12 protein-coding genes are annotated in these 13,357 nt (G+C 59.2%); 5 read left to right on the top strand and 7 right to left on the bottom strand.

Annotation, left to right across the window (positions count from 1 at the left end; translation table 11 throughout):
• Positions 1 to 71: 71 nt before the first annotated feature.
• Positions 72 to 509 carry a universal stress protein UspA gene (uspA, locus tag H7K56_RS17910; RefSeq protein ID WP_021508107.1) on the top strand — a complete coding sequence of 146 codons (438 nt, stop codon included), beginning with the start codon at positions 72 to 74 and terminating at the stop codon, positions 507 to 509.
• Positions 510 to 608: 99 nt separating this feature from the next.
• Here the strand turns inward: uspA and rsmJ are convergent, their stop codons facing one another.
• From rsmJ to H7K56_RS23200, 4 genes are all read right to left on the bottom strand, one after another.
• The gene (rsmJ, locus tag H7K56_RS17905) at positions 609 to 1,373 is read right to left on the bottom strand and encodes a 16S rRNA (guanine(1516)-N(2))-methyltransferase RsmJ (protein WP_058770936.1); all 765 of its coding nucleotides are present in this window, start codon (positions 1,371 to 1,373) and stop codon (positions 609 to 611) included.
• Positions 1,374 to 1,381: 8 nt separating this feature from the next.
• Positions 1,382 to 3,424: an oligopeptidase A gene (prlC, locus tag H7K56_RS17900; RefSeq protein WP_150360776.1), complete on the bottom strand. Its 2,043-nt coding sequence runs from the start codon at positions 3,422 to 3,424 to the stop codon at positions 1,382 to 1,384.
• Positions 3,425 to 3,640: 216 nt separating this feature from the next.
• The gene (locus H7K56_RS17895; protein WP_150360777.1) at positions 3,641 to 5,419 is read right to left on the bottom strand and encodes a hypothetical protein; all 1,779 of its coding nucleotides are present in this window, start codon (positions 5,417 to 5,419) and stop codon (positions 3,641 to 3,643) included.
• A 133-nt stretch (positions 5,420 to 5,552) separates the two neighbouring features.
• Positions 5,553 to 6,002 (bottom strand): YuaE family lipoprotein, encoded by a 450-nt coding sequence (locus H7K56_RS23200; protein ID WP_206543653.1) that lies wholly within the window; start codon positions 6,000 to 6,002, stop codon positions 5,553 to 5,555.
• A 336-nt stretch (positions 6,003 to 6,338) separates the two neighbouring features.
• Here H7K56_RS23200 and H7K56_RS17885 point away from each other — a divergent pair, with 336 nt between their 5' ends.
• Positions 6,339 to 7,181 (top strand): 23S rRNA (adenine(2030)-N(6))-methyltransferase RlmJ, encoded by an 843-nt coding sequence (locus H7K56_RS17885; RefSeq protein ID WP_021508100.1) that lies wholly within the window; start codon positions 6,339 to 6,341, stop codon positions 7,179 to 7,181.
• Positions 7,182 to 7,184: 3 nt separating this feature from the next.
• Here the strand turns inward: H7K56_RS17885 and rnz are convergent, their stop codons facing one another.
• The gene (gene rnz, locus H7K56_RS17880; RefSeq protein ID WP_059012345.1) at positions 7,185 to 8,096 is read right to left on the bottom strand and encodes a ribonuclease Z; all 912 of its coding nucleotides are present in this window, start codon (positions 8,094 to 8,096) and stop codon (positions 7,185 to 7,187) included.
• Between the two features lie 130 nt (positions 8,097 to 8,226).
• Here rnz and gorA point away from each other — a divergent pair, with 130 nt between their 5' ends.
• The gene (gene gorA, locus H7K56_RS17875) at positions 8,227 to 9,579 is read left to right on the top strand and encodes a glutathione-disulfide reductase (protein WP_150360778.1); all 1,353 of its coding nucleotides are present in this window, start codon (positions 8,227 to 8,229) and stop codon (positions 9,577 to 9,579) included.
• Positions 9,580 to 9,720: 141 nt separating this feature from the next.
• Positions 9,721 to 10,653 (top strand): nucleoside recognition domain-containing protein, encoded by a 933-nt coding sequence (locus tag H7K56_RS17870; protein ID WP_150360779.1) that lies wholly within the window; start codon positions 9,721 to 9,723, stop codon positions 10,651 to 10,653.
• 39 nt (positions 10,654 to 10,692) lie between these two features.
• Here H7K56_RS17870 and H7K56_RS17865 read toward each other — a convergent pair whose 3' ends face one another.
• Positions 10,693 to 11,514: an SDR family oxidoreductase gene (locus H7K56_RS17865; protein WP_150360780.1), complete on the bottom strand. Its 822-nt coding sequence runs from the start codon at positions 11,512 to 11,514 to the stop codon at positions 10,693 to 10,695.
• Positions 11,515 to 11,609: 95 nt separating this feature from the next.
• Here H7K56_RS17865 and H7K56_RS17860 point away from each other — a divergent pair, with 95 nt between their 5' ends.
• Positions 11,610 to 12,512: a LysR substrate-binding domain-containing protein gene (locus H7K56_RS17860; protein ID WP_150360781.1), complete on the top strand. Its 903-nt coding sequence runs from the start codon at positions 11,610 to 11,612 to the stop codon at positions 12,510 to 12,512.
• 1 nt (position 12,513) lies between these two features.
• Here H7K56_RS17860 and H7K56_RS17855 read toward each other — a convergent pair whose 3' ends face one another.
• The gene (locus H7K56_RS17855) at positions 12,514 to 13,155 is read right to left on the bottom strand and encodes a hydrolase (RefSeq protein ID WP_021508093.1); all 642 of its coding nucleotides are present in this window, start codon (positions 13,153 to 13,155) and stop codon (positions 12,514 to 12,516) included.
• Positions 13,156 to 13,357 lie beyond the last annotated feature (202 nt).

Genomic DNA, 13,357 nt, shown 5'->3' with positions numbered 1-13,357 from the left:
GCGCAAAGGATTACGCCAGCCGAACGGCAGAAATTCGGGTTGCCCCAGAATCTTGAGAAAGGAGTTTTATCATGGCTTATAAACACATCCTGATTGCAGTAGACCTTTCCCCGGAAAGCCAGTTACTGGTTGATAAAGCGGTATCACTGGCCCGTCCTTATGATGCAAAAATCTCGCTGATTCACGTTGATGTGAACTATTCAGATCTCTACACCGGGCTGATTGACGTCAACCTCGGCGACATGCAGAAGCGTATTTCGGAAGAGACACACACCGCGCTGCGCGAGCTTTCCACCAATGCCGGTTATCCGATTAGCGAAACCCTGAGCGGCAGCGGCGATCTCGGCCAGGTGCTGGTGGACGCGATTAAAAAATACGATGTTGATTTGGTGGTGTGCGGACACCATCAGGATTTCTGGAGCAAGCTGATGTCGTCGGCGCGCCAGCTGATCAATACCGTGCATATCGATATGCTGATTGTGCCGCTGCGCGACGAGGAAGAGGAATAACCGCGAGGCGTGGGTCGCCGGGACCGGATTGGGTCGCCATCAATGGCGACCCTGCAATGAACATTAACACGGTAGGGTCGGCATTAATGCCGACCTGTTTTATTGCCGCACCGCCTGAACCAACGGCGGATAAATATCGAAACGGTGGCTTTTGGTCACCACTGCGGATTGGGTGGCGACGCCAGCCAGCGGCGGTGCGTAATCCGGGCGCTTCACCACGATGCGCTTCTTCGCCAGACGGCGCGCCGGTTCGAGCAGCGCATCGGCATCCTCGTCCGGCCCCACCAGCGACTGAAACACCCGCATCTCCTTCTTCACCAGCGCGCTTTTCTGCCGGTGCGGATACATCGGATCGAGATACACCACGTCCGGTGCCGGCGTGATATCACTCAGCGCCTGCTGGCTGACCACATGCAGCAGCGTCAGGCGCTCGCGCAGCCAGCCGCCGATCTCCGCATCTTCATAGCCACGCCGCAAACCATCTTCCAGCAGCGCCGCGACCACCGGATGACGCTCCAGCATACGCACGCGGCAGCCCAGCGCGGCCAGCACAAAGGCATCGCGCCCCAGCCCCGCCGTCGCATCCACCACGTCGGGCAGATAATCCCCTTTGATGCCCACCGCTTTCGCCACCGCTTCGCCACGTCCGCCGCCAAATTTGCGCCGGTGCGCCATCGCGCCGGAAACGAAATCGACAAAGATGCCGCCGAGCTTCGGCTCGTCCACTTTACGCAGCTCCAGATGCTGCGCTGTCAGCACCAGCGCCAGCGTGGCGCTGTCGTCCTGCTCCAGCCCCCAGCGCTGCGCCAAATGTAATAAGGCGCCGTCTCCGGCGCCTGTTTCATCCACTAAACCGATCTTCACAAGCAGGCTTATCCCTGAATTCCGTAGTGTTCCAGCATCGCATCCAGCTGCGGTTCACGGCCGCGGAAGCGTTTGAACAGCTCCATCGGCTCTTCGGAACCGCCGCGCGTCAGGATGTTGTCGAGGAACGACTGACCGGTCTGACGGTTGAAGATGCCCTCTTCTTCGAAGCGCGAATAGGCATCGGCAGCCAGCACGTCGGCCCACAGATAGCTGTAGTAACCCGCCGCGTAGCCACCGGCAAACACGTGGCTGAAGGCGTGCGGGAAGCGGCCCCACTCCGGACTCGGCACCACGGCAACCTGCTTTTTCACTTCACGCAGGGTTTCGAGGATTTGCGCGCCCTGCGCCGGATCGAACTCGGTGTGCAGACGGAAATCGAACAGGCCGAACTCCAGCTGACGCAAAATGAACAGCGCCGCCTGATAGTTCTTCGCCGCCAGCATTTTATCCAGCAGCGCTTTCGGCAGCGGCTCACCGGTTTCGTAATGGCCGGAGATGAACGCCAGCGCTTCCGGCTCCCAGCACCAGTTTTCCATAAACTGGCTCGGCAGCTCGACCGCATCCCAAGGCACGCCGTTGATGCCGGATACGCCCGGCGCTTCGATGCGCGTCAGCATGTGGTGCAGGCCGTGGCCGAACTCGTGGAACAGTGTGGTCACTTCATCGTGAGTGAACAGCGCCGGTTTGCCCTGTACCGGGCGATTGAAGTTACAGGTCAGGTACGCCACCGGCTTCTGCAGACTGCCATCGGCTTTGCGCATCTGCCCGACGCAGTCATCCATCCACGCGCCGCCGCGCTTGTGCTCGCGCGCGTAGAGGTCGAGGTAGAAGCTGCCACGCAGCTCGCCGCTCTCGTCGTACAGGTCGAAGAAACGCACGTCCGGATGATAAACATCCACGTCGGTACGCTCTTTGGCGGTGATGCCATAAATGCGCTTCACCACTTCAAACAGGCCGTTCACCGCGCGTGATTCCGGGAAGTACGGACGCAGCTGTTCGTCGCTGATGGTATACAGATGCTGTTTCTGCTTCTCGCCGTAATAGGTGAGATCCCACGGATTCATCTCATCCACGCCAAACTCTTTTTTGGCGAAGGCACGCAGCTTCGCCAGCTCTTTTTCACCCTGCGGGCGCGCGCGTTTGGCGAGGTCGTTCAGGAAGTCGATCACCTGAGACGGGCTTTCCGCCATTTTGGTTGCCAGCGATTTGTCGGCGAACGAGTCAAAGCCCAGCAGCTCGGCCAGCTCGTGGCGCAGCGCCAGCTCTTCCGCCATGATTGGGCCATTGTCCCATTTACCGGCGTTCGGGCCCTGATCGGAGGCACGGGTGGAATAGGCGCGATACATCTCTTCACGCAGCGCGGCGTTGTCGCAGTAGGTCATCACCGGCAGATAGCTCGGGATATCCAGCGTCAGCAGCCAGCCTTCCTGCTGTTTGGCTTCCGCCTGCGCTTTGGCTGCGGCCAGTGCGCTCTCCGGCATGCCCGCCAGTTCAGCTTCGTCGGTGATCAGTTTGCTCCAGCCCATGGTGGCGTCCAGCACGTTGTTGCTGTAAGCCGATCCCAGTTCGGAGAGGCGCGCGGCGATCTCGCCATAGCGTTTCTGTTTCTGTTTATCGAGGCCGATACCGGACAGCTCAAAGTCGCGCAGGCTGTTATCCACCGCTTTCTTCTGCGCGGTATCCAGCTGTGCGTAGCTCTCGCCCTCACGCAGGTTGCGATACGCCTGATACAGGCCTTCGTGCTGACCCACCCAGGTGCTGTATTCGGACAGCAGCGGCAGCGTCTGCTCGTAGGCTTCGCGCAGTTCCGGGCTGTTTTTTACCGAGTTGAGATGGCTGACCGGCGAGAAGATGCGGCCCAGGCGATCGTCCACTTCCGCCAGCGGCTGGACTAAATTTTCCCAGGTGTAAGGCGCGCCCTGCGCCACTACGCGCTCCACCGCCGCGCGACAGTCGTTCAGCGCTTCAGTTACAGCGGGAACCACGTGCTCAGGTTTGATGGCGGAAAAAGGCGGTAGCGTAAAAGGCGTGAGTAACGGATTGGTCATAAGCGCAGTCCTTTCATCATGGAGTGGGGCCGCGCGCAGGGGCGCGGCGCAATTTTACTAACATGCGGCCAGACGCGGGGAAAATCAATGCCACCCGCAAGGGCAGAGAGAAAAACGCGCGATGAATCGCGCCGCTACAATAAGTGCACGAATCAGTAGCGGCGCGATTTATCGCGCAATATTGAAAAAAAAGCCCGCCAGACGGCGGGCCAGAGGTTATTTGATGGTCAGCTGATAATGGATCACATCATACGGCGCGACCCACGGTGGCAGCGGCTCGCGCTCGTAAATATCTTTCGCCAGCGCCCAGCCTTCCACTGCGCCGCCTTTACCGGTCAGCGACATGCCCTCCTGCAACAGTGGCGGCAGGCTGTCGTTGAACGGCACCTGATCGTGCGAAAAATCGTTGATTACTTTGCCGCTCAAAGTGGTGACGCGGACGCTGACCGCCGCCTGCTGGTCCGGCAGCAGTTTGCCTTTCACGCTTTTCACCGCAAACCACTGCATGCCGAGATCTTTCTTCAGCGCTTTACGCTTCGCCACTTTCTTGTCCAGCTGCGCGTAACCTTTTTCAATCAGTGCGTTCAGTCCTTTGCCAATGGAAGCCTGCATGGTGGCGTAACGGCGCGCCATCTCTTCGCCATCGAGCAGCGAATCACCGCTTTGCAGCTGGGTGGTTAAGCCGGCAATCAGCTGATCCATACTGATGCTGAGGCCGATGTCTTTTACCATCTGCAACTGCACCACCGCATTGCTGGCGATGAACTGACCCAGCGTATAACCATCGCGTTCGGCATCGCTTTTCGGGGCAGAAAGTTTCGGCGCGGCGGCCGGTTGCTGCTTCGCTGCCTCCAGTTCCCGCGTCAGCTGCGCCAGATTGTGCGCCTGCTGCTGTTTTTCGCTATCCAGCGCAGCGAGTTGTTTTTCACGCTCGGCCTGCTGCGTCTGCAGTGCGGTGAGCTTCTTCTCGCTTTCCGTCTGCTGAGACTGTAACGCTTTCAGCTGCTTGTCGCTTGCAGTCTGCTGCGCGGCCAGTTTTTGGGCGCTCTCAGCCTGTTGTGCGCTGAGCTGCTTTTTACTCTCAGCCTGCAGCGCCGCCAGCGCCTTCTCGTTTTCTGCCTGTAAGGCCGCCAGCTTTTTGTCACTTGCGGCCTGCTGGGCGCTGAGCTGTTTTTTGCTCTCTGCCTGCAGCGCCGCCAGCGCCTTATCGTTTTCCGCTTTCAGCGCTTTAAGCGCGTCGGCGCTCTGAGTAACCGCCGCGCGGGCGTCACTGAGCTGTTTCGTCAGCTGGGCGCTGCCGGAGCTTTGCTGCTGCTGTGCCTCTTTCAGCGCCTGCTGCAGCGTGGCGATGTTTTTCTCCTGCTGCTGCTTCTCCGCGCTGAGCGCCGCCAGCTTTTTGTCGCTTGCCGCCTGCTGGGCGCTGAGCTGCTTTTTGCTCTCTGCCTGCAGCGCCGCCAGCGCCTTGTCGTTTTCCGCTTTCAGCGCCTTCAGCGCGTCGGCGCTCTGGGTGGCCGCCGCGCGCGCGTCGTTGAGCTGCTTCATCAGTTGGGCGCTGCCGGTGCTTTGCTGCTGCTGTGCCTCTTTCAGCGCCTGCTGCAGCGTGGCAATGTTTTTCTCCTGCTGCTGCTTCTCCGCGCTGAGGGCTGCCAGCTTTTTGTCGCTGGCAGCCAGCTGCGCCTTTAACGCATCGTCCGCTTTCACCGCAGGTGCCGCAGAAAGCTTTTCGAGTTCCGCCACGCGGGCGCGCAGACGCGTCAGTTCCGCACTGTGATCGGGCGCTGTTGCGGCTTTTTTCTCTGCCTTGCTGACGGTTTTCGCCGCCGGTTTAGCGGCCGGTTTTGCAGGTGGCTGTGGTTTTGCTGCCGGTGCCGGCGGCAGGGTGCGCGCTGCTTCGCTGAACGCGCGCAGCATGTCATCATCAGCCGCTGACGCGGCCTGTCCGGGTAGCAGTAAGGCCGCGCTAATCAGCACCGCCAGCAGATGACGCTGTGTCATCAAAACCTCCAGTCGCGGCTCCTTGCCGCTAAGAAAACAAAAGGCCTCATCTCAATATGTTAATTGAGATGAAGCCATCCACCGCGCGAGGTTGTCGCGCTGTTAAAAAAGGGGTCGGCTTGCGCCGTTATTGTTAACCGGCCTGGCGAATAATCAGCTGTGACAGACGGGTTTTAATGCGGAAGCACAGTTCACGGATCTGGAACTGATAGCGCGGCATGACTAAATCGTTAATATCCGCGCCGATCGAATCTTTAATCTGCAGATATTTGTTGGTCTGCGCGCCAATTTTCTGGAACTCCGCCTGGTAGCTGTCGTAAGACGCCTGGCTGTAGAGGCGCATCGCATCCAGCTCTTTACGGCACTGCTGAATGTTGCTGGCGCGATCGTCAGCGAACGAGGCAGCGGCCGGCTGGGCTGGCGCTTCGGTTACAAACGGCTGGCCGTCAGGCCGTGCAGCGGATTCAGCCATCGGCTGAGCTTCGGCGGCGGGCGGCGTTACCAGGCTATGAACAGGCTGTTGTTTCGCGCAGCCGGCCAGTGCCAGCAGGCTTGCCACCGCGATACCAGTCATTTTTTTCATTATTGTCACCAGGAGTTATTAAGGATGCTTGAAGCAAAAAATTATACGGCCATGGCCGAAAAGTTTCCTTGCCAGAGACGCATTCCTGGCATTTCGCTCGCGACCGCTTCGTTTTCGGCTACTAACTTACTTAATCTGCGGTAAAATTTCGAGAGTCGAATTATCCCTACGTGAAATTAGTTCTCTACCAGACCGGTCGCATTCCGCTAAAGCGACCCGGGCGCTGAAAACTTAAGCGGATGGTAAAACGTCAGCAATTTTTATGCGGCGCGGCTATAATCGCGCCACACACGATCTATTCGACTTCATTGATCCAACCGCGGACCCCTCTTTTTTATGCTGAGTTATCGCCACAGTTTTCATGCCGGCAACCACGCCGACGTGCTGAAACACACCGTTGAAAGCCTGATCCTCACCGCCCTGATGGAGAAGGAGAAACCTTTCCTCTATCTGGACACCCACGCCGGTGCCGGACGTTACCAGCTGAGCGGTGAGCACGCCGAACGTACCGGCGAATATCTGGAAGGCATTGCGCGCATCTGGCAACAGCCGGACGCACCGGCGCTGCTGAAGCCCTATCTGGCGGCGATTCGCAACCTCAACCCAACCGGTACGCTGCGCTATTACCCTGGCTCGCCGCTGATCGCCCGCCATCTGCTGCGCGACGAAGATAAGCTGCAGCTCACCGAACTGCATCCGACCGATTACCCGCTGCTGCGCAGTGAGTTCAGTAAAGATGCGCGCGCCCGCGTTGAACGCGCGGATGGTTATCAGCAGCTGAAGGCCAAACTGCCGCCACCGACCCGTCGCGGCCTGATCCTTATCGACCCGCCGTACGAAATGAAAAGCGATTATCAGGATGTGGTGAAAGGCATTCAGGAAGGTCACAAACGTTTCGCCACCGGCGTCTATGCACTGTGGTATCCGGTGGTGTTGCGCCAGCAAATCAAGCACATGCTGAAGGATCTGGAAGCCACCGGCATTCGCAATATTCTGCAGATCGAGCTGGCAGTGCGTCCGGACAGCGATCAGCGCGGCATGACCGCGTCCGGGATGATTGTCATCAACCCGCCGTGGAAGCTGAAGGCGCAGATGGAAGAGCTGCTGCCGTGGCTGCACCAGAAACTGGTGCCCGCCGGCACCGGTCACTACAGCGTGACGCAAATCGTGCCGGAATAAGCGCTAAACCTCAAATATCGCAAAATCATGCGCCAGTTCGGTGGCCGGAAACACCGACTGGCACTCAGCCAGCAGCCTTTCCCGATCCTGTGACAAATAGCGCGAGCTAAAGTGCGTCGCGATCATGCGTTTTGCGCCAGCGCGCTGTGCCACGCTGGCCGCCTGCACCGTAGTGGAGTGGCCGCGCCCGTTGGCTTTTTCCGCCATCGCCGCTTCCAGCGTGGTTTCATGCACCATCACATCGGCGTTCGCCGCCAGCTGCAACGCCACCTCGGTGGGGCCGGTATCGCCGAAGATCGCCAGCACTTTGCCTTTGGTGGCCGGGCCAAGATAGTCGGCGCCGTTGATCTCGCGGCCATCTTCCAGCGTGATGCGTTTGCCCTGTTTCAGATCCTGATACCACGGGCCGCGCGGCACGCCTTCCGCCTTCAGGCGCGGTGCGTCAAGGAAGCCTGGCTTATCATGCTGTTCGATGCGGTAGCCATAGCACTCGACCACGTGGTTCAGCGCATAAGCAGTGACGCGAAACTCACCGTTATCCAGCACCGGACCGGCTTCGATCTCGACAATCTCCAGTGGATAGCCGGTATAAGAGCCACTCAGGCTGAGCGCGGTGTCGACAAACTGGCGCAATCCTTTCGGACCGTACAGCGTCATCGGCTCGGTCAGGCCCGCCATCGAACGGCTGGTGAGCAGACCCGGCAGGCCAAAGATGTGATCGCCATGCAAATGGGTAATAAAGATTTTTTCCAGCTTGCCGGGCTTAAGCGCCGATCGCATAAACTGATGCTGCGTCGCTTCGCCACAGTCGAACAGCCAGGTCTCGCCGCGCTTCGACAGCGTCAGCGCAATGGCCGTGACGTTGCGCTGCAGGCTGGGCGCGCCCGCGCCGGTACCAAGAAATGTCAGGTGCATGATAAGTTCCTTTAAGCCAACCCCTTGCCGGCATTCAACCCTATTACATACATAGGTGCAAACTTTGCGCCGGTAACTGAAGCGGCGTTACACTCTATGCCAGTTTTCCTCCAACAGATGGACACAACGGATGACCAGACATTTTGATTACCTCGCCATTGGCGGCGGCAGCGGCGGTATCGCCTCCATTAACCGTGCGGCGATGTATGGCCAGAAGTGCGCGCTGATCGAAGCGAAAGAGCTGGGCGGCACCTGCGTCAACGTCGGCTGTGTACCGAAGAAAGTGATGTGGCATGCGGCACAAATCGCCGAAGCAATTCACCTGTACGGTCCGGATTACGGCTTTGATACCACCGTTAATCGCTTTGACTGGTCAACGCTGGTGAAAAATCGCAGCGCCTACATCGACCGTATCCACACCTCATACGACAACGTGCTGGGTAAAAACCAGGTGGAAGTGATCAAAGGGTTCGCGCGCTTTGTCGATGCCCACACGGTGGAAGTGAACGGCGAGACCATTACTGCCGACCATATCCTGATCGCCACCGGCGGGCGTCCCAGCCATCCAAAGGTGCCGGGCGCAGAGTACGGCATCGATTCCGACGGCTTCTTTGAGCTGGAGGCGCTGCCAAAACGCGTTGCGGTGGTAGGCGCAGGCTATATTGCGGTAGAGCTGGCCGGCGTGGTGAATGCGCTGGGCGCAGAAACTCACCTGTTTGTGCGCCAGCATGCGCCGCTGCGCAGCTTCGACCCGCTGATTGTTGAGACACTGGTAGAAGTGATGCGGGCGGAAGGTCCGACGCTGCACACCGAATCGATCCCGAAAGCGGTGATCAGGAATGCTGACGGCAGCCTGACGCTGCAGCTGGAAAACGGCCAGCAGCAGACGGTGGATTGCCTGGTGTGGGCAATTGGCCGCGAGCCCGCTACCGATAACCTCAACCTGGCGGTGACCGGTGTGGCGCTGAATGACAAAGGCTACATTCAGGTCGACAAGTTCCAGAACACCAACGTCAAAGGCATCTATGCGGTGGGTGATAACACCGGTGCGGTCGAGCTGACGCCGGTGGCCGTGGCGGCAGGCCGTCGCCTGTCCGAACGCCTGTTTAATAACAAGCCGGACGAGCATCTCGACTACAGCAACGTTCCCACCGTGGTGTTCAGCCATCCACCGATTGGCACCGTCGGTCTGACCGAGCCGCAGGCGCGTGAGCAGTATGGCGACGACCAGGTAAAAGTGTACAAATCGTCGTTCACCGCCATGTATACCGCGGTAACCCAGCACCGCCAGCCGTGCCGCATGAAGCTGGTATGCGTGGGGCCGGAAGAGAAGATTGTGGGTATTCACGGTATCGGCAATGGCATGGATGAGATGCTGCAGGGCTTCGCGGTGGCGCTGAAAATGGGTGCCACCAAAAAAGACTTCGACAACACCGTGGCGATTCACCCGACGGCGGCGGAAGAGTTCGTCACCATGCGCTAACACCGCTTCAGCGCCATCATCGCAGCCCCCGCCTGGGGGCTTTTTTGTTTGCTGACTACTCAACAGCGCGCATACCCGCTATGATTTTTGCTTTGCTGGCCCGGCGGCCAGCGTTTTGCGGTAACGGGACGACGTGAGCACGTGAATATCATCAGCATAATTATGGAGTCGGGCAAAGCCGCGGTCGACGTCGCGCTTTATACCCTGATTCCCATCATGGTGGTGATGCTATTCATCATGAAATACCTCGAAGTGAAAGGCGTGCTGGATTTTGTCGTGCGCCACGCCACGCCGTTACTGAAGCCGCTGGGGATTACCGGCCTGGCGCTGTTCGCACTCATCCAGTTAAATTTTGTCAGTTTTGCCGCACCGCTCGCCGCGCTGGCGATCATGGAGAAGCGCGGCACGTCAGACCGCCACATGGCAGCCACGCTGGCGATGCTGTTTGCGATGGGCCAGGCCAATGCCTTTTATCCGCTGATTCCTGACGGGCTCAACTGGAGCGCCGCGCTGCTGTTCTCCATCAGCGGCGGCGTGCTGGCGGCCGCCTCAACCTATCACTTTTTTGCCCGTAAACTTTCCGACGTCGCGCTGCGCGATGAAGACCAGGGCGTGGAGAACAGCGACGCGAAGCCGGGGCTGATCGCCATCATCAACACCTCGGGTGCCGACGCCATTCGCCTTGCGCTCGGTTCGCTGCCGATGCTGATCCTTTCCTTGTCGGTGGTGGGCATCCTGAAGAGTGCCGGCGCCATTGAGCTGCTGACGCAGCTGCTGGCACCGCTGTTACACAAACAGCATATCGCCGAGGTGTATGTGCTGCCCGCGCTGACCAAATGCCTGGCCGGCGGCACCGCCTATTACGGCGTGGTTGCCGGTCTGGTCGAACAGGGGCAGTACAGTGCGCACAACATCAACGTCTCGGCAGGCCTGCTGATTCAGACCTTCGACCTGCCCGGCATCGGCATTTTCCTCGGGCTCTCCAGCCGTTTTCCGCGCCTGTTCCGCTTCGCCGTGCCCGGCATTTTGCTCGGCATTGCGCTGCGCGCCACGGCGCACAGCCTGCTGTTCTGATGCCGGTTTCCCGGTCAGGATTTTGCCGCAGCAACGGACTTACGCATCCGCGCCAAACGCCAGCGCTTTCTGCGTTCGCAGTTCTGCCAGCCGGGCTTCCAGCGCGGCTTCGATGTGCTGATAGGCCGTGCTGCCCAGCGCCAGCCGCAGCGGCATCGTTTCCTGATCCAGCGTCGCCAGCGTGGCCGTCACGCATTTTCCAGCATCACCCAATATAGCAAAGTCACCCGCTTCAATCGCCCGACGGAACTGACCGGATGCGTTATCACGATAGGCGTCGAGCGGCGCGGCGATATCCAGCCCGCTGGCGAAGTTGGTGACGGTCGGGCCCGGCTCTACCAGCAGCAGTTCGATGCCAAAGCTGGCGACTTCCTGGCGCACCGCTTCGACAAAACCTTCAATGCCCCATTTGCTGGCGTGATACAGGCTGAAATTGGGATACGCCACCTGGCCGCCCTCGGACGAGATCTGCGCAATGCGGCCCCCGCCCTGCTGGCGCAAATGCGGGATGACGGCGCGAATCAGCTGGATCGAGCCGGTGAGATTGGTGGCGATCTGGCGTGCAATCTGCGCGTCGCTGAGCTCTTCCGCCGCGCCAAACAGACCGTAAGCGGCGTTGCTTACCACCACATCAATACGCCCGACGCGGGCAAAGGCGCTGGCGATGGCCGGTGCGATACTGGCCGTTTCGGCCAGATCCAGCCGCATCACCAGCAGCCGATCGCCATATTGCTGCTGCAAATCGGCCAGCGCCTGCTCGCGGCGCACCGTTGCCACCACGCGATCGCCGCGCTCAAGTAAACGTTCACTCATCAGTCGGCCCAGTCCGCTGCTGGCACCGGTAATTAACCAGGTTTTCATTTTGCGCTCCTCATGTTGAAAACCTGATGATAGATCGCTTTACTGGTGGTCATAATCTCCCCAATTGCACATGACCTGGTGAGGAAATACCACCAATGAAACGCCCTTCCTGGCACGAACTGCAGGCGATCAAAACGCTGGGCGAGCAGCGCAGCTTTCGGCGCGCCGCCGAGCTGCTTGGCCTGAAGCGCTCTTCGCTCAGCCACCTGGTGAAAACGCTGGAGCACAACCTCGGCGTGCAGCTGTTTCAGCGCACCACACGCAGCGTGTCGCTGACCGACGCCGGTGAGCAGCTATTACAGCGTCTCGGGCCGCTGCTCAATCAGATGGATGAGGTGCTGCACGACGTCAGCCTGAGCCGCCAGCAGCAGTACGGTACGCTGCGCATCAGCGCCAGCGATGTGGTGATTGGCCTGCTGCTGGATCAGGTGGTGCCCGAGTTCAGCGCGCGCTATCCCGGTATTCAGCTTGATTTCGCCGCCCAGGGCGCGCTGGTAGATATCACCGCCGCCGGGTTTGATGCCGGCATCCGGCTGATTGAAGATGTGCCGCAGGATATGGTGGCTATTGCGCTTGGCGGCCCGCTGACCTTCGTTACCGTAGCCTCGCCCGACTATCTGGCGGTGCACGCGCCGGTGCGTCAGCCGCAGGATTTACTGCAGCAGCAGTGTATTCGTCATCGCCTGCCCGGGGGCAAACGCTATCGCTGGGAGTATCAGAGTGCGGAGGAAAGTCTGGAGATTGACGTGCCGGGTACGCTGACGTTAGACAATAACGCGCTGATGGCACGCGCGGCCATCAACGGTTCAGGGATTGCGTTCGTGCCTTCGCTGTACGTTAGCGAGGCACTGCAGCAGGGGAAATTAGTGGAGCTGCTGGCCGACTGGCGCATTCAGTCGGCGGGAATCGCGCTGTGGTTCCCGCCGAACCGGCATCAGTCGATGGCGCTGCGGCTGTTTATCGACGCATTGAAAACCCGCCTGCCGCACTACCGCTGAATCAGCCCTGACGCTGCGGCGCTTTGTGCACCATGGTGTAGGCGTAGTCGACGCCCATGCCGTAGGCACCGCTGTGCTCACGCACCAGATCCATCACTGCATCGTAGGTCTCTTTGCGTGACCAGTCGCGCTGGTACTCCAGCAGCACCTGCTGCCAGGTCACCGGCACCGCACCCGCCTGCACCATGCGCTGCACGGAACGTTCGTGCGCATCAACACTGGTGCCGCCGGAGGTATCGGTCACCACATACACTTCGTAACCGGCTTTCAGCGCCATCAGGGCCGGGAAAGTCAGGCACACTTCGGTCCACAGCGCCGAGATGATCAGTTTTTTGCGGCCGGTTTTCTCTACCGCCTCGACAAATTTCGCGTCTTCCCAGGAGTTCATGGAGGTACGCTCAATCGGCTTCGATTCCGGGTGCACCGCCAGCAGTTCTGGCCAGATGTAGCCGCTGAAGCTTTCCGTTTCTACCGAGGTATAAATCACCGGCACGTCGAAAATTTTCCCCGCTTTCGCCAGGGCGACGGTGTTATTTTTGAGCTGCTGGCGGTCAATATTGGCGACACCAAACGCCATCTGTGGCTGATGGTCGATGAAGATCAGGGTTGAGTTCTGTGGGTCAAGCAGGTCGAGTTTAGACATGATACTTTCCTCTAAAGTGGTTTTAAATTTGTGTGTTGTGCTGCTGGAATAAACTTTAGAGAAAGCGCGGACAAAGAGATAACGCAAAGAATTTTACAACTTGTTCAAAGCGTTTTTAGAAGCTTGATTTAAATAGATTAATTAGCCAAAGCGCAGCGTTTTTGCTGGTAAAACAGCGGCTCACCGGCGTTGATTCTGCGCC

Origin of the sequence: Pantoea dispersa, from assembly GCF_014155765.1 — a bacterium.
Lineage (GTDB): Bacteria > Pseudomonadota > Gammaproteobacteria > Enterobacterales > Enterobacteriaceae > Pantoea > Pantoea dispersa.
Note: the sequence above shows the minus strand (reverse complement) of the source record. Positions and strands in the feature narration are given on the sequence as shown.